The sequence below is a fragment of the Roseomonas acroporae genome (genome assembly GCF_023223525.1).
Lineage (GTDB): Bacteria > Pseudomonadota > Alphaproteobacteria > Acetobacterales > Acetobacteraceae > Roseomonas_E > Roseomonas_E acroporae.
Window position 1 is genome coordinate 1 of sequence record NZ_JALPRX010000110.1, and the last position, 21728, is coordinate 21728.

Genomic DNA, 21728 nt, shown 5'->3' on the forward strand with positions numbered 1-21728 from the left:
CTCACCGGCACGGCCGCCATCAACGGCGACGCCCGCGGCCTCACCACCAATGTCGGCCTGAACGGCAACAGCGCCAGCAACCAGCTCTGGGGCGGCTCCGGCAACGACAACAACGTCGTCGCCGACGTCCAGGACGTCGTGGTCGAGCTCGCCGGCGGCGGCAACGACAACATCCAGTCCTCCGCCAGCTACGTCGTGCCGGCCAATGTCGAGCCCCTCTACCTCACCGGCTCGGCCGCCATCAACGGCGACGCCCGCGGCCTCACCACCAATGTCGGCCTGAACGGCAACAGCGCCAGCAACCAGCTCTGGGGCGGCTCCGGCAACGACGCGCTCGACGGTGGCGCCGGCAACGACACGCTGAACGGCGGTGACGGCAACGACACCCTGACCGGCGGCACCGGCAACGACACCATGACCGGCGGTGCCGGTGACGACACCTACGTCGTCGACAGCAGCCAGGACGTCGTGATCGAGCTCGCCGGCGGCGGCAGCGACATCATCCAATCCTCCGCCAGCTACGTCGTGCCGGCCAATGTCGAGACCCTCTACCTCACCGGCTCGGCGGCCATCAACGGCGACGCCCGTGCGCTGACAACAGCCATCACCCTGAACGGCAACGGCGCCAGCAACCAGCTCTGGGGCGGCTCCGGCAACGACTACATCGACGGCGGCGCCGGCAACGACACCATGACCGGCGGCGCCGGCAACGACATCTACCTCGTCGACAGCAGCCAGGACATCGTGGTCGAGCTCGCCGGCGGCGGCAGCGACACCATCCAGGCTTCCGCCAGCTACGTCGTGCCCGCCAACGTCGAGACCCTTTACCTGGCCGGTGCCAACGCCATCGACGGCGATGCCCGTGGCCTCACCACCGCCATCACCATCTACGGCAACGGCGCCGCCAACCAGCTCTGGGGCGGCTCCGGCAACGACTACATCGACGGCGGCGACGGCAACGACACGCTGAACGGCGGCGACGGCAACGACACCCTGACCGGCGGCACCGGCGACGACACCATGACCGGCGGCGCCGGCAACGACACCTACTTCGTCGACAGCAGCCAGGACGTCGTGGTCGAGCTCGCCGGCGGCGGCAGCGATACCATCCGGGCCTCCGCCAGCTACGTCGTGCCCGCCAATATCGAGACCCTCTACCTCACCGGCACCAACGCCATCGACGGCGACGCCCGCAGCCTCACCACCGCCATCACCGTCTACGGCAACGGCGCCCCCAACCAGATCTGGGGCGGCGCCGGCAACGACACCTACTTCGTCGACAGCAGCCAGGACGTCGTGGTCGAGCTCGCCGGCGGCGGCAGCGATACCCTCCGGGCCTCCGCCAGCTACGTCGTGCCCGCCAATATCGAGACCCTCTACCTCACCGGCACCAACGCCATCGACGGCGACGCACGCGGCCTCGCCACCGCCATCACCATCTACGGCAACGGCGCGGCCAACCAGCTCTGGGGCGGCGCCGGCAACGACACGCTCGACGGCGGTGCCGGCGACGACACCATGACCGGCGGCACCGGCGACGACACCTACATCGTCGACAGCAGCCAGGACATCGTGGTCGAGCTCGCCGGCGGCGGTAACGATACCCTCAAGACCTCGGTCAGCTACGTCGTGCCGGCGAGCATCGAGACCCTCTACCTCACCGGCTCGGCCGCCATCGACGGCGACGCCCGCAGCCTCACCACCGCCATCACCGTCTACGGCAACGGCGCCAACAACCAGATCTGGGGCGGCTCCGGCAACGACTACATCAATGGCGGCGCCGGCGACGACACCATGACCGGCGGCGCGGGCGACGACACCTACATCGTCAACTCCAGCCAGGACGTCGTGGTCGAGCTCACCGGCGGCGGCAACGACAACATCCAGTCCTCCGCCAGCTACGTCGTCCCTGCCAACATCGAGACCCTCTACCTCACCGGCTCGGCCGCCATCGACGGCGACGCCCGTGGCCTCACCACCAATGTCGGCCTGTTCGGCAACAGCGCCAACAACCAGCTCTGGGGCGGCTCCGGCAACGACTACATCAATGGCGGCGCAGGCGACGACACGATGACCGGCGGCGCGGGCGACGACACCTACATCGTCATCTCCAGCCAGGACGTCGTGGTCGAGCTCACCGTCGGCGGCAACGACAACATCCAGTCCTCCGCCAGCTACGTCGTCCCTGCCAACATCGAGACCCTCTACCTCACCGGCTCGGCCGCCATCGACGGCGACGCCCGTGGCCTCACCACCAATGTCGGCCTGAACGGCAACAGCGCCAGCAACCAGCTCTGGGGCGGCTCCGGCAACGACACGCTCAACGGCGGCGCCGGCGCCGACATCATGACGGGCGGCGCCGGCAACGACTACTACGTCGTGGACAACGTCCAGGACGTCGTGGTCGAGCTCGCCGGTGGCGGCAGCGACATGGTCTCCACCTCGGTCAGCTTCGCCGCGCCGGACGAAGTCGAAACCCTGTCCATGTCCGGCAGCGCCAACCTCTGGAGCAGGGGCAATGCCACCGGCGGCTCCGTCTACGGCAACAGCGGCAACAACATCCTCGAATCCGGCACCGGCAACAACTGGCTGACCGGCGGCAGGGGCACCGACACCTTCGTGCTCAACGCCGGCGGTCACGCCTCCGTCGCCGACTTCCGGGCCTATGGCGAAGCGGACCGGGTGGACCTCTCCGCCTTCCACGACCAGATCGCCTCGCTTGCCGTCACGACGCTGCCGGCCGGCACCCAGCTCACCATGGGGTCCGGGGAGACACTCTTCCTGCTCGGCATGTTCAGCGTCACCGTGTCGGGCGACTACGTCTACTGACCACGCCCACGGGCGAGGCGCAGCCCGGCGGGGACTGCGCCTTGTTCGAGCGTATCGCCTTCAGGGCGGATCCACGCAGCCGGGCATGCTCGCCGGCGACCAGGAAAAGGCGTGGGAACAACGGCTGGAGCCGCGTCCGCCCGATGCCGTCAGGCGGGCGCGGCTCCGGTCAAGACCGGGCCGGCGCCACCGCGCCCCTCAGGGCTCCAGCGTCACCCCGGTGCTGCGGACGATCTCCTGGAACCTCGAAAGCTGCTCGACCAGGAAAGTGCGGGTCTCCTCGGGCGTGTTCGGCCCGACCGCGTCCACGCCCGCCGTCTGCAGCCTCTCGCGCAGGCCGGGCTCGGCGATCGCGGCGTTGATGGCCCGGTTCAGCGCGGCCTGCACCGGCCCCGGGATGCCGCGCGGGCCGATGATGGCGTTGTAGGTCTCGATCTCGAAGCCGGGGAGCGCGCCTTCGGCCAGGGTGGGAATGTCGGGGAAGGCCGGGGTTCTGCGCGGACCCGTCACCGCCAGGCCCCGCACGCGCCCGTCGCGCACCTGCTGCGCCGCCGAGGCCAGCACGGCGATGCCCCAACCCGTCTCGTTGCGCGCGATGCTCTCCACCATCTGCCCGCCGCTGCGGTAGGCGGCATGCGGGAACTCGCCGTGCGTGCCGAGCCGAACCCGCAGCAGCTCGGCCGCGAGCTGCGGGATCGAGCCGACGCCGGAGCTGGCATAGGTGAAGCGGTCGGGCGGGCTTTCGCGCAGCAGGCGCACCGCCGCGACCGCGTCGCGTGCCGGAAAGTCGTTGCTGGCGATCAGCAGCAGCGGCCCGGTGCCGACGATGGCGATCGGCGTGAAGTCGTCGATCGGGTTGTAGCGCGTGCCGCCGCGGATGGCGTTGGGCGCCACGGAATGCGAGGAGGCCTCGATCAGCATGATGGTGTAGCCATCCGCCGGCTGCCGCCGCAACCAGTCGGCGGCGACCACCCCGCTCGCCCCCGGGCGGTTCTCCACCACGATGCGCCCGTTGGGCAGGTGCGCCTGCATGCGGTCCGCGACGAAGCGCGCGGCGATGTCGGTCGACCCTCCGGGCGCGAAGCCGGTGACCAGCGTGATCGGGTGATCCGGGAAGGACTGGGCGTGGACGGGCCCGGCGAGGGGGAAGGCCGCGGCAAGCCCTGCGAGCAGGGCCAGCGCGCGACGGCGCGGCGTGGACATCGATCCTCCGGCGACCAGTTCGTATCCGCGCAGGAAAGCGTGGCGACACGACGGAAGCAAGGCGACGCCGCACGGGCAGGGCCGGCACCGCGCGAAGGCGGTCCCGGCGCCTCACCCCCGATGGCGGGCGGGTGGAAGGGGCTTCCCCGGCGGCGGGGGACGCCCCCCGTGCGCCGCGGGACGCCTTCCCGATCAGCTACGCGTCAGCGCGTAGGTGTGGCTGCAGCCATCCTGCGACGAGGTGGAGCGTCCCTCGAAACGGGGCCCGCTGACCTGGCCGGTCAGGTTGCTGGTGCCGTTGCGCAGCACGCCATCCGTGCCGACGTCGGCGGTGAGCGGCTGGCCGGTGCTGAAATCCTGCACGCGCAGCGTGGCACGGCCGTCGAACACGCGAAGCTGGACGCGCGCCTGCGCGCCGGCGACACAGCGCGGGCCGCTGCCGCTGGTCTGGCGGTATCCGGAGTAGATGCCGTCGAAGCGCGACAGTTCCGGCCGGCTTTCCGGCGCCCGGGCTGCCGCGGCGCCGGTGGCGCGGGGCGCGGCCGGCGTCGGGTCGGCGGCGCAGCCGGCCAGCAGGGCGGCGAGGGCCAGCCCGGCGAGACGCCACGAGGCGACGCTTCCCGTGGCGGCAGGCTGGAAGGCGGGGTTCGCGTGACGGCGTTGCATGTGCTTGTTCGGCTCCCGGAATCGAGGTTCCCGCACCCGCCCCGCCAGGCGGCCGGTGCGGGCGGACAGGGCCGGGCCCGGCCCCGTGGAGGGCCGCGCCACGCCCGGTTCGATGCGGCGGCTCAGCCGCGCCCGTGGCAGTGCTTGTACTTGCGGCCGGAGCCGCAGGGGCATGGCGCGTTGCGCGGCGTGCGGCCCCAGGTGGCCGGGTCGTCGGGATCGACGCCCTCGGCGACCGGACGCGCCGGGAGGGGCGGCGCGGCGTAGTCGGCCTGGAGAGCCGGCTCCAGGCCGCCGGCCAGCGGCATGCCCTCCGCCTCGAACTGCGGCGAGGGGTGGCGCATGTCGAGCACCTGGATCGGCTCGGGGCTCGGCGGCGGCGCGCCGGGGAGCAGCTCGATGCGCATCAGCAGCGAGGTGACGCGCTCGCGCAGCTCCTGCAGCATGGCGTTGAACAGGCCGAAGGCCTCGCTCTTGTACTCGTTGAGCGGGTCGCGCTGGCCGTAGGCGCGCAGGCCGATGCCCTGGCGCAGATGGTCGAGCGAGAGCAGGTGCTCCTTCCACACCTGGTCGAAGACCTGCAGCAGCATCGACTTCTCGACGACGCGCATCATCTCCGGCCCGATCGTGGCCGCCTTGGCGGCGGCGGCGCGCTCGGCGGCGTCGCGCAGGCGCTCGCGGATCTGGGTCTCGTCGATCCCCTCCTCGCGGCCCCACTCCTCGACCGGCAGGTCGAGGCCGAGCACGTTGCGCGCCTGCTCGGCAAGCCCCTTGAGGTCCCACTGCTCGGCATAGGCGTGCTCGGGGATGGCGCGGGCGACCATCTCGTCCACCACCTCCTCGCGCATCTCGGCGATGGTCTCGGCGACGTCGCCGGCCTGCATGAAGGCGCGCCGCTGGGCGTAGACCTCCTTGCGCTGGTCGTTCATCACGTCGTCGTACTTGAGCAGGTTCTTGCGCGTGTCGAAGTTGCGCGCCTCGACCTTCTTCTGCGCCTTCTCCAGCGCCTTGTTGATCCAGGGATGGACGATCGCCTCGCCCTCCTTGAGCCCGAGGCGCTGGAGCATCCCGCCCATCCGGTCGGAGCCGAAGATGCGCATCAGGTCGTCTTCGAGCGAGAGGAAGAAGCGGCTGGCGCCGGGATCGCCCTGGCGGCCGGAGCGGCCGCGGAGCTGGTTGTCGATGCGCCGGGATTCGTGCCGCTCGGTACCGATCACGAACAGGCCGCCCGCCTGCTTCACCGTCTGCTGCGCCGCCTGCACCTGCGCGCGCGCCTCGGCGAGCCTCGCCTCGTACTCGGGCCCCTCGTTGTCGCCCACCGCGGCGGCGGCCAGCATCTCCGGGTTGCCGCCCAGCTTGATGTCGGTGCCGCGGCCGGCCATGTTGGTGGCGATGGTCACGGCCCCCGGCGCGCCGGCCTGGGCGATGATCTCCGCCTCCTGCTCGTGGTAGCGGGCGTTCAGCACCGCGTGCGGCACCTGCTTCTGCTTGAGCAGGGAGGAGATCAGCTCGCTCTTCTCGATCGAGGTGGTGCCGACCAGCACGGGCTGGCCGCGCTCGCGCGCCTCGGCGATGAGCTGGCTGACCGCCTCGTACTTCTCGCGCGCCGAACGGTAGACCTCGTCGTCCTCGTCCTTGCGGGCGACGGCGACGTTGGTCGGGATCTCCATCACCTCGAGCTTGTAGATCTCGGCGAACTCGTCGGCCTCGGTCAGCGCCGTGCCGGTCATGCCGGCGAGCTTGGGGTAGAGGCGGAAGTAGTTCTGGAAGGTGATCGAGGCCAGCGTCTGGTTCTCGGGCTGGACGGTGACGTGCTCCTTGGCCTCCAGCGCCTGGTGCAGACCGTCCGAGTAGCGCCGGCCCTCCATCATGCGGCCGGTGAACTCGTCGATGATCACCACCTTGTCCTGCCGCACGATGTAGTCCACGTCGCGCGCGAACAGGGTGTGGGCACGCAGCGACTGCTGCACGTGGTGGACCAGCGTGACGTTCTGGAAGTCGTAGAGGCCGCTCTCCTCCTCCAGCAGCCCGGCCTCGGCCAGCATCGCCTCCACCGTCTCGGCGCCGGCCTCGGTCATCGAGACGGTCTTCATCTTCTCGTCCTTCTCGTAGGAGGACGGGTCCCCGACCAGGCGCTTCACCACCTCGTCCACGCTGCGGTAGAGGTCGGAGCTGTCCTCGGCGGGACCGGAGATGATGAGCGGCGTGCGCGCCTCGTCGATCAGGATGCTGTCCACCTCGTCGACGATGGCGTAGCTGAAGGGGCGCTGGACCATCTCCTCCAGCCGGTACTTCATGTTGTCGCGCAGGTAGTCGAAGCCGAATTCGTTGTTGGTGCCGTAGGTGACGTCGGCGGCATAGGCCTCGCGCCGCTCGTCGTCGGTCAGGCCGTGGACGATGCAGCCGACCGTGAGGCCCAGCCAGCGGTAGAGCCGCCCCATCTCGGTCGCGTCGCGGCGCGCCAGGTAGTCGTTGACGGTGACGACGTGCACGCCCCGGCCCTGCAGCGCGTTGAGGTAGACGGGCAGGGTCGCGACCAGGGTCTTGCCCTCGCCGGTCTTCATCTCGGCGATGCGCCCCTCGTGCAGCACCATGCCGCCGATCATCTGCACGTCGAAGTGGCGCAGGCCGAGCACGCGCCTGGAGGCCTCCCGCACCGTGGCGAAGGCCTCGGGCAGGATGGCGTCCAGCGTCTCGCCGCCGGCGAGGCGCTCGCGGAAGGCGGCGGTGCGGGCCTGGAGCTCCTCGTCCGACAGGGCGGCGATCCCGGGTTCCAGCGCGTTGATGGCGGGCACCCGCGCCTGGAAGCGCTTCAGGGCGCGGTCGTTGCTGGTGCCGAAGAGGCTGCGGGCGAGGCGGTCGAGGAACATAAGGCCCAGGGTCTCCGGGTGGCTGGCCGGGCGCATCGCCGGCAGGCGCGACGGCGCCGCATCCACCCCGGCTGGAATCCGGCAGCCCGGCCCCGAGACGTATCGGGAGCGCGCATCGGGATCGGGGTGCGCCGGGCTGGCCCGTCGGGTGCGGCGGACGGGCATGGGCCCCGGGGGCACGGCCAGCGGGGCGCGGTCCGGCGGCGCTGTCCGGGCGACGCGGCCCCGGATCGGTCCGGCCGGCGGCAGGGTGCGGCGGGCGAGAGATAGGCGGGCGGCCGAAGCGCGTCAACGCCGCCTCGGCCGCCGGGGGATCCGGCGCACGGCGCGGCCGGCAGCGGGGCCCGGCGACTCCGCCTGCGCCCGCCTCGCGGGCAGGTGCCCCGCCCTATCGCGCCCGGCACGGGTTGCGTTGCGCGAGGGCGCGCAGCGCGGGCGGCAACTGCCCGGTCCCGTCGGCCGTGGCGAGCATGGCACGGCCCGCGGACGGCGCGACCGGCCGGATGTCGGGCGCGTCGAAGGCGCCGCTGATCCGCAGCGGCACGTCCAGCGCGAGGGCGCCGGTGGTCGACCGCTCGCTGCCGATGGTGACGTCGAGCTGCCGCCGGGCGAGGTCGAAGCGGCCGTAGCCGGCGAGGGTGCCGTGCTCGGCGCGCAGGCGCAGCGACGGGACCGTGCCGGACGCGCCCTCCAGCCCGATCACGCCCAGCAGGCAGCGCATCGGGCTGTTGCCGCGCGACGTGCGGAACAGGGCCCGCAGGTCGAGCGAGGCCATCTCCACCACCTCCCGCCTGATGCTGCCGCCCGTCATGCCCAGCACCGCCACGAGGCGCGCCGCCGCCAGGGCGGCGCCCGGCGAGCCGCCGGCGGCGGACGCCACGGCCTGGGCCTCGACCGGCCCCTGCAGGGGCAGGGTGCCGAGGCCGAGCGCCTGCCCCAGCGCCCGGACCTCGACGCCGGTCATGGCGGCCTCGGCGGCGATCCGCCCGCCCTCCCCCCTACCCTCCCCTGGGCCCGTCGGCTCCGCCTGCGCCGTCAGCCGGACATGGCCGCCGAGCCAGGCGAGGGTCAGTTCCTCCACCGCAAGGCGCCCCGCCGTCAGGCGGGTGTGGAGCGCGACGTCGGCGACGCGCACCCCGGCATGGGAAAGGCGCCGCGCCGACAGCCGTAGGTCGAGCAGCGCCCCGGGCGCGCGGAGGGCGGCGAAGGACAGGTCGGAGTCCCCGCCGCCGCCGGCCAGCAGCGGATCGAGGTCGAGATCGGCGAAGGCGACGGTGCCCGCGACGTGGTCCGGTTCGCCGCGGCCGCCTTCGTCGAGCTCCAGCACGACCGACTCGATGCCGGCGCCGCCGAGCGCGCCCCGACCCTCCGCCGGGGCCTTGGTCAGCCGCCAGTGGTCGCCCCGACGTATCAGGGTGCCGGCGAGGCGCAGCGGCACCGCCGGTCCCTCCTTCACCCCGGCGAAGGCCAGCAGCGCCGTCAGCCGGGGCGCGTCCAGCGCCAGACGGCCATCGGCGCCGTCGACGTTCAGCGGATCGGCCATCCGGCCCTCGAAGCGCAGCGTGGCGCCGTTCGAGGCGAGTTGCAGCACCGTCGGCACCGGCGTGGCGGCGTCGCGCATCGCCGCCAGCGAGGCCAGCTCCCAGTCCAGAGTCGCCGGCACGTCGTTGTAGGCGCCGCGCGCCGCGAGCCTGACGGGCGCGCCCTGCCCCCCTTCCCCGCCCTCGCCCGCCGTCCCGGCCGCGCCGCCGGCATCGACCGTGGCGGTGTCGAGCCGGATCCGCAGCAGGGCGCCGCTGCCGGTGCGGTAGTCCACCTCGCCATCGGCGAGGCGCAGCGACTGCGGCACGGGGAAGTCGCGCGGCCCGGGCGGCGGTGTGGCCGGGGCTGGGGCCGGAGCGGCGGCAGGGTCGGAGTCGGGCGCGGCCGCAGGCGCGGGAGCGGCGGCGGGCGCGGGCGCCGGGGCGGCGTCGGCCCCGGCGCCGCCGAAGCGCCAATTGCCGTGCCCCGCCGCGTCGCGCTCCAGCAGCAGCCGCATCCCCTCGACGGACGCCGCCCGGATCGCCACCGGGCCGCGCAGCAGCGACCACGCCGCCACCTCGGCCGAGGCGGTGCGCACCTCCAGCATGTCCGGCCTGCTGCCGCCTTCCATGTTGCCGAGGCGCAGCCCGCGCAGCTCGACCGCGATCCAGCGCCCCGGCGTCACCCGCAGCGAGTCGAGGGCGACCGGGCGGCCCAGCCACCAGCCGGCGAGCCGGATGGCGGGCGTGGCCAGCTCGACCCGGCCGAGCAGCAGCCAGGCGGCGACGGCCAGGGCGCCCAGGCCGAGGAGGAGCAGCAGCCCGATCCGGGCGATCCAGCGGAGCAAGGCGGGTGTTCCTCCCCGAAGCCATCCCGGCCTGAAACCGTCCCGGCGGTGCCGCCGGGGGTCGGCCAGGGCCAGCAACGCGCGATGCCGGCGGCGGTCGCACGTCCCCACCCTGGCGGCTGCCCCCCCTGGAAGATGGCCCCCCTGGGAGATGGCTCGCCGGGTCGCGGCGCCTCCGGGCGCCCCAACGGTCGGCCCCTGGGGCAGCAACGGCCGGGTCGCATCTTGACCACCGGCCCCGCCGGGCCGATTCTCCGACCGGACCGGGGTGCCCGCGCGTCGCGGGCTGAGATCATACCCGTCGAACCTGATCTGGGTCGCGCCAGCGAAGGGAGTCACGTCATCTTGCCATCGTCGCCACCATTGCCGGCGCCCCAGCGGCCTCCACCGCGCCTCCCCCTGGCGTCTCCCCTGGCACCGCCCCCGGCGTCCTCCGGCGGGCCGTCCCGGCGGCCGACTCCCGGCCGCCGCCTTGCCCCTGCCGCCCGGCCGCGCCACATCGCTGCGAACATGGCAGGCACGGCATGACGACCAGCATCGCGATCGAACTCAACGGCGAGCCGCGGGAGCTCGCCGGCCCCGCCACGGTGGCCGACCTGCTGGCGGCGATCGGCCTCGACGCGCGCAAGGTCGCGGTCGAGCGCAACCTCGAGATCGTGCCGCGCTCCACCTACGCCGAGACGGCGCTCGCCAGCGGCGACCGGCTCGAGATCGTGCACTTCATCGGAGGGGGCTGACCCCATGGACGGAATTCAGGCAGCCATCAGCGCCGACAGCGTGGACGAGGGCTGGACCGTCGCCGGCCGGAACTTCCGCTCGCGCCTCATCGTCGGCACCGGCCGCTACAAGGACCTGGAGGAGACGGGCCGCGCCATCGCGGCGTCGGGCGCCGAGGTCGTCACCGTCGCGGTGCGGCGGGTGAACCTCGCCGACCCGAAGGCGCCGATGCTCCAGGACCACGTGGACCCGAAGAAGTACTTCTACCTGCCCAACACCGCCGGCTGCTTCACCGCGCAGGACGCGGTGCGCACGCTGCGCCTGGCGCGCGAGGCGGGCGGGTGGAACCTCGTCAAGCTGGAGGTGCTGGGGCCGCCGCCCTTCCTCTACCCCGACATGCGCGCCACCTTCGAGGCGGCCGAGGCGCTGCTCAAGGACGGCTTCGAGGTGATGGTGTACTGCGCCGACGACCCGGTGGCGGCCAAGCGCCTGGAGGAGATGGGCTGCTGCGCCATCATGCCGCTCGGCGCCCCGATCGGCTCCGGCCTCGGCCTGCAGAACAAGGTGATGATCCGCGCCATCGTCGAGCAGTCGAAGGTGCCGGTGCTGGTGGATGCCGGCGTCGGCACCGCCTCGGACGCGGCGGAGGCGATGGAGCTGGGCTGCGACGCGGTGCTGATGAACAGCGCCATCGCCCATGCCCAGCACCCGGTGCTGATGGCCCGCGCCATGAAGGCGGCGGTGGAGGCGGGGCGCCTCGCCTACCTCGCCGGCCGGATGAAGCGGCAGGAGGCGGCGGACCCGTCCAGCCCGCTCACCGGGCTGATCCGCTAGCCGCGCCGCCGGCGCCGTGCCGCTGCCCCGGCTGCTGCGCACCCTGCTGCGCGGCCCGCTGACCGACCCGGCGCCGCCGGTGGCGGAGCCGGTGGTCGAGGCGCTGGCGCAGCGGCTGGAGGCGGCGTCGCGGCAGCGCCTGGGCCGCTCGCTGGCGATCCGCGAGGTGGACAGCGGCTCCTGCAACGGCTGCGAGCTGGAGATCAACGCGCTCGCCAACGTCGTGTACGACCTGGAGCGGTTCGGGCTGCGCCTGGTCGCCTCGCCGCGCCACGCCGACGTGCTGCTCGTCACCGGCCCGCTCTGCCGCAACATGCGCGAGGCGCTGGAGCGCACCTACGCCGCCATGCCGGAGCCGCGCTGGGTGGTGGCGGCGGGCGACTGCGCGCTGGATGGCGGGCTGTTCCGCGATTCCTACGCGGTGGAAGGCGGTGTCGGCGCCGCCCTGCCGGTCGATCTGGTGATCCCGGGCTGCCCCCCTTCCCCCACCCAGTTGCTGGAAGGGTTGCTGGCGCTGCTGGAGGCGCAGGAGCCGCCCCTGCCGCCGCGCCTGGCCCGGCGCCGCTGACGCGGACCACACCTGCCGCCGCCATGACGTAAGCGTGAGCGATGCGGCCCGGCACTGTCTCCGATTTGTCATCGCCCCTTCACGGCCCTGTCGTGCCGCCGGCCTAAGAGCCGCCCGTGACCGAGGCACCCGCATGCTTGTCCTGGACGATCTGACCCGCCGCTTCGGCGAGCGGGCGGCGGTGGACCGCGTATCGCTCAACATCAAGCCCGGCAGCTTCGTGGGCGTGATCGGCCGCTCCGGCGCCGGCAAGTCCACCCTGCTGCGTATGATCAACCGCCTGGCCGAGCCGAGCGGCGGCACGATCCGCTGGAACGACGAGGACGTGACGGCGCTGCGCGGCCGCCCCCTGCGGGAATGGCGGGCGCGCTGCGCCATGATCTTCCAGCAGTTCAACCTCACCGGCCGGCTCGACGTGCTGACCAACGTGCTGGCGGGCCGGCTGAGCCGGGTGCCGGCGCACCGCTCGCTGCTCAAGCTGTGGTCGGTCGAGGAGCGCGCCGTGGCGCTGGCGGCGCTGGAGCGGCTCGACATCGCCAACCTCGCGGCGCAGCGGGCGGACCGGCTCTCCGGCGGCCAGCAGCAGCGCGTGGCGATCGCCCGCGCCCTGGTGCAGGAGCCCGAGATCATCCTGGCCGACGAGCCGATCGCCTCGCTCGACCCGCGCAACACGCGCCTCGTGATGGACGCGCTGGCGCGGATCAACGTGGATTACGGCATCACCATCCTGTGCAACCTGCACTCGCTCGACGTCGCCCGGCACTACTGCCACCGGCTGGTCGGCCTCGCCGCCGGGCGCGTGGTGTTCGACGGCCGCCCCGAGATGCTCGACGAGGCGGCGGTGCGCGCCCTCTACGGGCTGGAGGCCGAGGCGCCGGCGGTGCCGCCCGAGGCGATGGACGCCGCCCGCAACGCCAGCATGCGGACGGCCGCCTTCCAGTACTGAGCCGGGCCAGTACTGCGCCGGGCCAGTACCGAGCCGGGCCAGTACCGAGCCGGGCCAGTACTGAGCCGGCCCCGTACCGGGACCCGGGCCAGCCGAACCGAGATCCGAACCGAGACCGGCGGCCCACGCCGGCATCCGCCTTCTTTCACGCCTCCCCGCGCCGCGGCGCCCGTGCGCTCGGGCCGGGGATGTCCAGACAGGGAAGAGTACCATGCTCACTCGTCGCACGATGCTCGGCGCGGCCGGCCTGGCCGCGGCGCCGCTCGCCGCCCCCCTCCGCGCCGCGCATGCCCAATCCCCCGCCCCGGCCTGGCGCGCCCAGTTCCCGGAGCTGGTCTTCGCGATCATCCCGGCCGAGAACGCCTCCGGCGTGGTCGAGCGCTGGTCGCCCTTCACGGACTTCCTGTCGCGCAAGCTCGGCACCAAGGTCACGCTGCGCATCGCCAACGACTACGCGGCGGTGATCGAGGGGCAGCGCTCGGGCAACATCCACATCGCCTCCTACGGCCCCTCCTCCTTCGCGCGCGCGTTGATGACGGGCGTGCAGATCACCGCCTTCGCCATCGAGACCAATCCCGACGGCACCAAGGGCTACCACTCGGTCTTCTACGTGAAGGCGGATTCACCCTTCCAGAAGGTCGAGGACCTGCGCGGGAAGAATCTCGGCCTCGTCGATCCCAACTCCACCTCCGGCAACAACGTGCCGCGCTTCGCGCTGAACAAGATGGGGATCAACCCCGACACCTTCTTCGCGCGCGTGATCTACACCGGCAGCCACGAGAACGCGGTGATCGCGCTCCAGCAGGGCACGGTGGACATGGCCGCCAACTGGTGGAACACGCCGGAGGAGTCCAACCTCCAGCGCATGGCGCGCAAGGGCATGGTGAAGGCGGAGGATTTCCGCATCATCTTCAAGTCGGACGAGATCGTGAACTCGCCGATGGCCTATCTCGACAGCCTGCCGCAGGCGCTGCGCGACGCGATCCGCACCGCGACGCTCTCCATGCCGCAGGAGGACCCGCAGGGCTTCAACCGGATCTACGAGGGCAAGCAAGGCCCCTGGCAGCCGGTGGACAACGCCGCCTACCAGCCGATCATCGAGCTGAACCGCTTCGTCGACAACCTGCGCCGCCGCAGCCAGTGACGGCCGCGCCGCCCCTCCTCCCCGGAGGGGCGGCCGCCGCGGAGCCTGCCGACATGGCCGCACTCCTGCCCCCGCTCCACCGCGCGCGCTACGACGTGCTCGCCGCCGGGTACGACGCGGCGCTGCGCGAGCGCCGCCGCGGCACGCTGCGCGCCGTCGCCGCCATGGTGGCGCTCACCCTGCTCTCCGGCTGGGTGACCGGCGCCGATCCCGCGCGCCTCGTCCGGCACTTCCCGGCCTTCCTCTCCTATTTCGACCGCATCCTGACGCTCGATTCCGGCGCCCGCGTCTGGACCGACCCGGGCGAGTGGTTCTGGGGCCTGCGTCGCTGGCTGGGGCTGCTCGGCGACACGCTGCTGATCGCCTATGCCGGCACGCTGCTCGGCGCCGCCGCCGGCTTCCTGTGCAGCTTCGCCACCGCCGCCAACCTCGTCCCGAACCCGCTGCTGCGCGGCGCGGTGAAGCGCGGCCTCGAATTCTGCCGCACCGTGCCGGACATCGTCTTCGCGCTGATCTTCGTGATCGCCTTCGGCCTCGGCCCGATGCCGGGCGTGCTGGCCATCGCCATCCACACGGCGGGCGCGCTGGGCAAGCAGCTTTCCGAGGTGGTGGAGAACGTCGATCCGAAGCCGATCGAGGGCCTCGCCGCCACCGGCGCCGCCTGGCCGGCGCTGGTGCGCTTCGCCGTGGTGCCGCAGGTGCTGCCGAACTTCGCCAGCTACGCGCTGCTGCGCTTCGAGATCAACGTGCGCCAAGCCTCGGTGATGGGCTTCGTCGGCGCGGGCGGCATCGGCCAGGACCTGATCGAGGCGATCCGGAAATTCTACTACGCCGACGTCTCCGCCATCCTCTGCCTGCTGATCCTCACCGTGATGGCGATCGACCTCGTCACCGAACGGATGCGCCACCGGCTGATCGGCGGCGAGCCATGAGCGACGCCCCGATGCCGCATCCCGCCCCGCCACGACAGCGTCTCGGCGCCATGGCGCTCGCCGACCTGCCCGGCCTGACGACGCGCCACCCGGCGCAGTTCCGTGCCATGCCGCCCGGTCGGCTGGCCGGGCTGATCGCCACCGCGGCGGCGCTCGGCCTGCTGGTCTTCGCGCTGTGGCGGCTGGAATTCTCGCCGGCGCGGCTGCTCGGCGGCATCGGCGCGCTGGGCCGCTTCCTGGTGCTGATGCTGCCGCCCGATCCCGGCTCCTGGACACGCGCCGGGCTGATCCTGCACGGCCTCGCGGAGACCGTCGCGATCGCCTTCCTCGGTACGCTGATGGCGGCGATCCTCGCCCTGCCGCTGGCGCTGCTCGGGGCGCGCAACACCACGGTGAACCGGCTGGTGCAGTTCCTCGCGCGCCGCTTCCTCGACGGGGTGCGCGGCATCGACGCGCTGATCTGGGCGCTGATCTGGATCAGCGTGGTCGGCCTCGGCCCCTTCGCAGGCGTGCTGGCGATCATGACCAGCGATGTCGGCACCTTCGGCAAGATGTTCTCCGAGGCGATCGAGGCGACGGACCGCCGCGCCGCCGAGGGCATCACCGCGGCGGGCGGCAGCAGGCTCCAGCGCATCCGCTTCGGCGTGCTGCCGGAGGTGCTGCCGGTGCTGGCCGGGCAGGCGCTCTACCTGTTCGAGTCCAACACGCGCTCCTCCACCATCATCGGCATCGTCGGCGCGGGCGGCATCGGGCTCTACCTGTCGGAGATGATCCGCACGCTGGAATGGCAGAGCGTGTCCTTCATCATCCTGCTGATCCTGATGACGGTGGCGCTGATCGACTTCCTGTCCTCGAAGCTGCGGGCGGCGATCGCGTCGGGGGGCTGAGGGGCGGGCGCGCCGCGTCGGCGAGGGAGGGCTTTGCCCTCCCCCGCGCCCCCTCCCACCAAAGGGCGAAGCCCCTTTGGAAACCCCGTTCGGAAAGAGCGGCCCGACCGTTTCAACACCCCGGACCCGAACGAATAGAGGTCCAGGAGGGCCTCGCCCTCCTGGTGGATGGGGTCCGGGGAAGGCGAAGCCTTCCCCGAAAAAGCGCCGGCCGCTTCACCCCATCAGCCGTTCCGGCTCCAGGCTCGCATACAGATCGCCCGAATTCGCCGCATGCGGCAGCGCCGCCAGCCACGCCGCCATGGCGCCGGCATCGACGGGCGTCGTGTGTTCGAAGCGCATGCTCTCGCCGAGGCAGGCGTTGAAGGCGCGGTAGCCCAGCGCCGAGAGCCGGCGCAGCGCCGCCTGCGCCACGTCGCGCTGGATGGTGGTGAACTCCACGCTGATGCCGCGCGGCGCGCGGGAGAGGCCGTCCAGCGCCGCCGCCTCGTGCCCCTCCACGTCGATCTTGCAGAAATCCGGCAGGCCGTGCGCCGCGGCCAGCGCGTCCAGCGTGACGACCGGCCGTTCCAGCGCGCCGTCCCAGTGCTGGCCTTCCCAGCCCGACGCGTCCCGGGCCGCCGCGATGAAGGCGTCGCTGGCCGTCGCCACGGTCGGGTTGCCGGCGTTGAGGTGCAGCACGGCCCGGCCGGGCGCGGCGCCGACCAGCGCCGGCACCACGGACACGTCGCGGAGCAGCAGCCGCAGCAGGCGGGCGAGGCGCGGCTGCGGCTCCACCGCGACGACACGGGCGCCGAGGCGGCAAAAGCTCGCCGCGCGGTCGCCCACATGCGCGCCGATGTCGAAGCCGAGCTCGCCGGGGCCGAGGAAGCGGCGGTGGAAGCGGTCCAGCGCCGCCGCGCGGCCGGGCGCGTAGTAGGTGCGCAGGGAACGGCCGATGGCGCGCGCTTCCGGGGCAAGGGTCAAGGGGGCCAGGGTCAAGGGACGAACAGCAGCGCCGCGCCGCCGGCCGCTTCCGGCGGCACCAGCAGGGCGCCGCCCGGCATCTCCCGCGCGGTGCCGGCCAGCACGCGGCGCGCGGCGGCGTTGCCGTCGCCGGTGCGCAGCACCAGCGCAGCGATGGCGGGCATGGGCGGCGGCGCCATGCCGGGCAGCTCGGCGGCGAGGGCGGCCGGGGGCAGGATGCGCAGCCGGGTCGGCATGGCGGGCGATTCCGGCCCGGCCGCGCCGGCCGCACCCGGCAGCACCAGCGCGTAGCCGCCGGCCGGGTCCGGCTCCAGCGGCAGGCCGGCGAGGCGGGAGAGGCGTGCCGCCGTCTCGGCCGGCGGGTCGGCGACGAGGATCGCGGCCTCCAGCGCCACGGCGCCGTTGGCGTGGTCCATCCAGCGTGGCTGCCAGACCAGTTCCGGCGTCAGGTGGCGGATGAGTTGCAGCCGCCCTTCCGGCGCGTCGGGCAGGGGCAGGCGGGCGAAGCGGGCGCGCGGGCCGTCCGGTGCCTCCACCGGCCGTTCCAGCCAGGCGATGCCGGGGATGTCGATGCCGGCCCGCCGGAGGCGCGCGAGGTTGGCCTCGGGGTCGTCGATCGCCAGGGCGAGGATGTGGGCGCCGTGGAAGCGCGCCAGGAAGCCGCCGAGACCGTTGTCGTGCAGCGCGGGGTCGAGGATCGCGATCAGCTCGATGTAGCCGTGGCGCAGGAAGGCGCAGCGGTTGCCGCTGCCGAAGGGCTCCACCGGCAGGTCGGGGCGGCGGCGGCCGCTCTGGCGCGCCACGGGCGAGAGGGTGAAGCCCAGGCGCTCGTAGGCGGCGGCGAGCGGCGCCAGCGACGGCCCGGCGATGCCGACATGGTCGAGGGCGACGGCATGCCCGCCGCCCGCCATGCCGTCGCTCACGGCGCCCTGCCCGCCGCCTCGGGCGGCCAGCCGGGCGGGTTCTCGTACTTGTCGAGCAGCCAGGATTCCGGCTCGGCCAGGGCGTCGGCGTACCACTGCGCCACCAGCGGATGCGCGCGCACGACGGACACGTAGTCCTGCGTCGCGTCCGAGACCGGCGGCTTCCAGGTCAGCAGCCGCGCCACCACCGGGGCGAACATGGCGTCGGCCAGGCCGAATTCGCCGCCGAACAGGAACGGGCCGCCGCCGGCCGCGCGCGCCTCGGCCCAGATCGCCTCGATGCGCGCGAGGTCGGCGAGCGAGTCCGGGTTCTGCCCGCCCCCCGGGAATTCGCGGCCGAGATTCATCGGCATGGCGATGCGCAGCGCCCGGAAGCCGGCATGCATCTCGGCGGCGACCGAGCGCGCCCAGGCGCGCGCGGCGGCATCGGCCGGCCACAGGCCCGGCGCCTGCTCGGCGCAGTATTCGGCGATGGCGAGGCTCTCCCAGACCCGGACGCCGCGATGCTCCAGATAGGGCACGAGCCGGTTGGGCGAGGCGGCACGGATCGCCGGCGTGCCGTTCGGCCCCAGCGGCAGCACCACCTCCTCGACGTCCAGCCCGGCGAGGCGGACGCAGAGCCAGCCGCGCAGGCTCCAGGAGGAGTAGCGGCGGTTGCCGAGGAAAAGGCGGCCTTCGGGCATCGGGCGGTTCCTCTCGACGCGAGAGGGCGCATCCTGCCACGGCCGGGCCCCAGGGGGGAATCCGGGGAGAACGGAGGGCGCCCCGCGCCCCCCCGCCGCGCCTACCGGTCGAGCAGGCTTTCCAGGTAGCGCCCGTAGCCGCTGTTGCGCAGCGTCGCCGCCAGCCGGCGCAGCCCGGCCTCGTCGAGGAAGCCCTTGCGCCAGGCGATCTCCTCGGGCGCCGCGATCTTCTGGCCCGTGCGCTTCTCGATGGCGCGCACGAACTCGCCCGCCTCCAGCAGGCTGTCATGCGTGCCGGTGTCGAGCCAGGCATAGCCGCGGCCGAGGCGGCAGACATGCAGCGTGCCCTCGTCGAGATACACCTTGTTGAGGTCGGTGATCTCCAACTCGCCGCGCGGCGAGGGCTGCAATGCGCGCGCGATCTGCGCGGCGCGGCCGTCGTAGAAGTAGAGCCCCGTCACCGCCCAGTCGGAGCGCGGCTTCGCCGGCTTCTCCTCGATCGAGAGGGCGCGGTCCTCGCCGTCGAATTCCACCACGCCGTAACGCTCGGGATCGGCCACGTGATAGGCGAAGACCGAGGCGCCGGCGCCGCGCCCCTGCGCCACCTGCATCTGGTGCTCCAGGTCGTGGCCGTAGAAGATGTTGTCGCCGAGGATCAGCGCGGAGGGCTCGCCGGCCAGGAATTCCTCGGCCAGCACCAGCGCGTGCGCGATGCCGCGCGGCGCGTCCTGCTCCACGAAGGTGAGCCGCACGCCCCATTGCGAGCCGTCGCCCAGCAGGCGCCGGAACAGCGGCAGGTCGTGCGGCGTCGAGATCACCATGATGTCGCGGATGCCGGCCAGCATCAGCACCGAGAGCGGGTAGTACACCATCGGCTTGTCGTAGACCGGCATGAGCTGCTTGGAGACGGCCAGCGTCGCCGGATAGAGCCGCGTGCCGCTGCCGCCGGCGAGGACGATGCCCTTCATGGAGTCAGCCTCTCCCCTCATCGGCACGGCCCGTGCGCGGGCCGGCCAGCGCATCCAGGCACGCCTCCAGCCCCGCGCGCCAGTCCGCCGCGCGGATGCCGTGGATGCGCTCGATCTTCCCGCAGTCCAGCCGGGAATCCGCCGGGCGCACGGCGCGCGTCGGATATTCGTGCGTCGCGATGGCGCGCAGTTCCGGCGCCTTCTGCCCGCGTGCGGCGGCGCCGGCGAAGATCGCCTCGGCGAAGCCGTGCCAGGTGGTGTGCGGCGCGCCGGTGAGGTGGAACACGCCGAAGGCCGCATCGCCCGCCGGTGCGGCGACGAGGCGCGGCGCCATGGCGACGACGGCGGCGGCGAGGTCGTCGGCGAAGGTCGGCGCGCCGTGCTGGTCCGCCACCACGCTCACCTGCGGTCGCTCGCGCCCGAGGCGCAGCATGGTCTTGACGAAATTGCCGCCATCCGGCGAGCAGACCCAGGCGGTGCGCAGGATCACGGAACGGGGGTTGGCCGCCAGCACCGCCCGTTCGCCGGCCAGCTTGGTGCGGCCATAGGCGCCGGTCGGCGACGGCGCGTCCTCCTCGGTGTAGGGCGCGCCCTTGGTGCCGTCGAACACGTAGTCGGTCGAGTAGTGGACGAAGGGCAGCCCGGCGGCGGCGGCGGCCCCGGCCAGCAGCCCGGCGCCGGTCGCGTTCACGGCGAGCGCCGTCGCCTCGTCGTCCTCGGCGCGATCGACCGCCGTGTAGGCGGCGGCGTTCACCACGAGGTCGGGCGTGGCCTCGCGCATCGCCGCCGCGATGCTGTCGGCGCTGGTGATGTCGAGCGCGGGCGGCTCCAGCGCCACCGTCGCATGCCCGGCGGCGCCGAGCTTGGCGACCAGCGCGCGGGCGACCTGCCCCTCGCGCCCGGCGATCAGGACGCGCATCAGCCCGCCTTCCCGGCGAGAAGACCCAGCCGCTCGCCCGCATATTTCTGCTCGCGCAGCGGCCGCCACCACCACTCGTTGTCGAGGTACCAGCGCACCGTCTTCTCGATGCCGCTTTCGAAGGTCTCGGCGGCGCGCCAGCCGAGTTCGCCCTCGATCAGCGAGGGGTCGATGGCGTAGCGCCGGTCGTGGCCCGGCCGGTCGGTCACGAAGGTGATCAGGCGGCGGCGCGAGCCTTGACCGTCCGGCGCCAGCCGGTCGAGCAGGTCGCACACCGTCTCCACCACGGCGAGGTTGCGCCGTTCCGAGCGGCCGCCGACGTTGTAGGTCCCGCCCGGCCGGCCGCGCCGCAGCACCGCGATCAGCGCCGAGACGTGATCCTCGACGAACAGCCAGTCGCGCACGTTGGCGCCGTCGCCGTAGACCGGCAGCGGCTTCCCTTCCAGCGCGTTCAGGATCACCAGCGGGATCAGCTTCTCGGGGAAGTGGAACGGCCCATAATTGTTCGAGCAGTTGGTGACGAGCGTCGGCAGCCCGTAGGTCTCGTGCCAGGCGCGCACGAGATGGTCCGAGGCCGCCTTGCTGGCCGAGTAGGGCGAGCGCGGGTCGTAGGGTGTCGTCTCGGTGAAGGCGCCCTCCGGGCCGAGCGAGCCGAACACCTCGTCGGTCGAGATGTGCAGGAAGCGGAACGCCGCCCGAGCCGCCGGATCGAGGTCCAGCCAGTGGCCGCGCGCCGCCTCCAGCAGGGCGAAGGTGCCGACCACGTTGGTGTGGATGAAGGGCGCGGCCCCGGCGATGGAGCGGTCCACATGGCTCTCGGCGGCGAGGTGCATCACGGCGTCGGGGCGGAATTCCCGCATCGCCGTCGCCATCCGCTCGCCATCGGCGATGTCGGCCTCCAGGAAGGCGAAGCCCGGCCGGCCCTCGCAGTCGCGCAGCGAGCGACGGTCGCCGGCATAGGTCAGCTTGTCCACCACCAGCACGGCCGCGCCCTCGCGCAGCACCAGTTGCCGGACCAGGGCGGAGCCGATGAAGCCGGCGCCGCCGGTGACCAGGATGCGCATGGTGCTCCGTTCCCTCTAGGGCAGGCCGCAGGCGCCCGCGCGCCCGGCCCCGCGACGCGGGACAGCCGGCTGGAGCCGTTCCGGCCTGACTGTATCAGGCCGGAACGGCTCCAACCTTTTGGTTTTTCGCATTTTCCGGGTCGCTGGGTGAGTACACCCAGCTTGAAAATGCTCTAGCCCTGGTCGTCGCGGAAATAGGGTTCCACCGTGCCCTGGAACTTCATGGTCATCGGGTTGCCCT

The 21728-nt window shown here is 73.0% G+C and carries 18 protein-coding genes and 1 riboswitch; of the genes, 8 read left to right on the forward strand and 10 right to left on the reverse strand.

Annotated elements, in window-relative coordinates; all coding sequences use genetic code 11:
• A partial coding sequence (locus tag M0638_RS28940) for a beta strand repeat-containing protein (RefSeq protein WP_282572236.1) occupies positions 1 to 2829 on the forward strand: 2829 nt, incomplete at its 5' end.
• Positions 2830 to 3027: 198 nt separating this feature from the next.
• Here the strand turns inward: M0638_RS28940 and M0638_RS22700 are convergent.
• The 4 genes from M0638_RS22700 to M0638_RS22715 all read right to left on the reverse strand — a co-directional run bounded on the left by M0638_RS22700 (position 3028) and on the right by M0638_RS22715 (position 9936).
• The gene (locus M0638_RS22700) at positions 3028 to 4032 is read right to left on the reverse strand and encodes a Bug family tripartite tricarboxylate transporter substrate binding protein (RefSeq protein WP_248669241.1); all 1005 of its coding nucleotides are present in this window, start codon (positions 4030 to 4032) and stop codon (positions 3028 to 3030) included.
• Positions 4033 to 4224: 192 nt separating this feature from the next.
• Entirely contained in the window at positions 4225 to 4698 is a 474-nt protein-coding gene (locus M0638_RS22705; RefSeq protein ID WP_248669242.1) for a hypothetical protein, read from the reverse strand.
• A gap of 122 nt (positions 4699 to 4820) precedes the next feature.
• Positions 4821 to 7568 carry a preprotein translocase subunit SecA gene (secA, locus tag M0638_RS22710; RefSeq protein ID WP_248669257.1) on the reverse strand — a complete coding sequence of 916 codons (2748 nt, stop codon included), beginning with the start codon at positions 7566 to 7568 and terminating at the stop codon, positions 4821 to 4823.
• Between the two features lie 388 nt (positions 7569 to 7956).
• On the reverse strand, positions 7957 to 9936 hold the full coding sequence (locus tag M0638_RS22715) for an AsmA family protein (RefSeq protein WP_248669243.1): 1980 nt from the start codon (positions 9934 to 9936) through the stop codon (positions 7957 to 7959).
• Between the two features lie 254 nt (positions 9937 to 10190).
• A riboswitch (TPP riboswitch) is annotated at positions 10191 to 10287 on the forward strand.
• 173 nt (positions 10288 to 10460) lie between these two features.
• Here M0638_RS22715 and thiS point away from each other — a divergent pair.
• The 7 genes from thiS to phnE (M0638_RS22750) all read left to right on the forward strand — a co-directional run bounded on the left by thiS (position 10461) and on the right by phnE (M0638_RS22750) (position 15964).
• A complete protein-coding gene (thiS, locus tag M0638_RS22720) occupies positions 10461 to 10673 on the forward strand; it encodes a sulfur carrier protein ThiS (protein WP_248669244.1) in 213 nt (70 codons plus the stop codon).
• 4 nt (positions 10674 to 10677) lie between these two features.
• Complete coding sequence (locus tag M0638_RS22725; protein ID WP_248669245.1) at positions 10678 to 11487, forward strand: HisA/HisF-related TIM barrel protein; 810 nt, start codon at positions 10678 to 10680, stop codon at positions 11485 to 11487.
• A gap of 16 nt (positions 11488 to 11503) precedes the next feature.
• Positions 11504 to 12055, forward strand: a complete 552-nt coding sequence (locus M0638_RS22730; protein WP_408903660.1) for an NADH-quinone oxidoreductase subunit B family protein — start codon at positions 11504 to 11506, stop codon at positions 12053 to 12055.
• 133 nt (positions 12056 to 12188) lie between these two features.
• Complete coding sequence (phnC, locus tag M0638_RS22735; protein ID WP_248669246.1) at positions 12189 to 13001, forward strand: phosphonate ABC transporter ATP-binding protein; 813 nt, start codon at positions 12189 to 12191, stop codon at positions 12999 to 13001.
• 211 nt (positions 13002 to 13212) lie between these two features.
• Positions 13213 to 14145, forward strand: coding sequence for a phosphonate ABC transporter substrate-binding protein (gene phnD / locus M0638_RS22740; RefSeq protein WP_248669247.1), 933 nt, complete (start codon positions 13213 to 13215; stop codon positions 14143 to 14145).
• Positions 14146 to 14198: 53 nt separating this feature from the next.
• Positions 14199 to 15077 (forward strand): phosphonate ABC transporter, permease protein PhnE, encoded by an 879-nt coding sequence (phnE, locus tag M0638_RS22745; RefSeq protein ID WP_248669248.1) that lies wholly within the window; start codon positions 14199 to 14201, stop codon positions 15075 to 15077.
• Entirely contained in the window at positions 15074 to 15964 is an 891-nt protein-coding gene (gene phnE, locus M0638_RS22750) for a phosphonate ABC transporter, permease protein PhnE (RefSeq protein ID WP_248669249.1), read from the forward strand. The genes phnE (M0638_RS22745) and phnE (M0638_RS22750) overlap by 4 nt, the downstream gene beginning before the upstream one ends.
• A 216-nt stretch (positions 15965 to 16180) precedes the next feature.
• Here the strand turns inward: phnE (M0638_RS22750) and M0638_RS22755 are convergent, their stop codons facing one another.
• The 6 genes from M0638_RS22755 to rfbB form a co-directional block, all read right to left on the reverse strand.
• Positions 16181 to 16930 carry an FkbM family methyltransferase gene (locus tag M0638_RS22755; RefSeq protein WP_248669250.1) on the reverse strand — a complete coding sequence of 250 codons (750 nt, stop codon included), beginning with the start codon at positions 16928 to 16930 and terminating at the stop codon, positions 16181 to 16183.
• A gap of 11 nt (positions 16931 to 16941) precedes the next feature.
• Positions 16942 to 17853: a VOC family protein gene (locus M0638_RS22760; protein WP_248669251.1), complete on the reverse strand. Its 912-nt coding sequence runs from the start codon at positions 17851 to 17853 to the stop codon at positions 16942 to 16944.
• Entirely contained in the window at positions 17850 to 18536 is a 687-nt protein-coding gene (locus tag M0638_RS22765; RefSeq protein WP_248669252.1) for a glutathione S-transferase, read from the reverse strand. Before M0638_RS22765 ends, M0638_RS22760 begins: the two co-directional genes overlap by 4 nt.
• Positions 18537 to 18637: 101 nt before the next feature.
• Complete coding sequence (gene rfbA / locus M0638_RS22770) at positions 18638 to 19504, reverse strand: glucose-1-phosphate thymidylyltransferase RfbA (RefSeq protein WP_248669253.1); 867 nt, start codon at positions 19502 to 19504, stop codon at positions 18638 to 18640.
• A 4-nt stretch (positions 19505 to 19508) separates the two neighbouring features.
• Positions 19509 to 20423, reverse strand: coding sequence for a dTDP-4-dehydrorhamnose reductase (gene rfbD / locus M0638_RS22775; protein ID WP_248669254.1), 915 nt, complete (start codon positions 20421 to 20423; stop codon positions 19509 to 19511).
• Complete coding sequence (gene rfbB, locus M0638_RS22780) at positions 20423 to 21487, reverse strand: dTDP-glucose 4,6-dehydratase (protein ID WP_248669255.1); 1065 nt, start codon at positions 21485 to 21487, stop codon at positions 20423 to 20425. The genes rfbD and rfbB overlap by 1 nt, the downstream gene beginning before the upstream one ends.
• Positions 21488 to 21728: the final 241 nt, after the last annotated feature.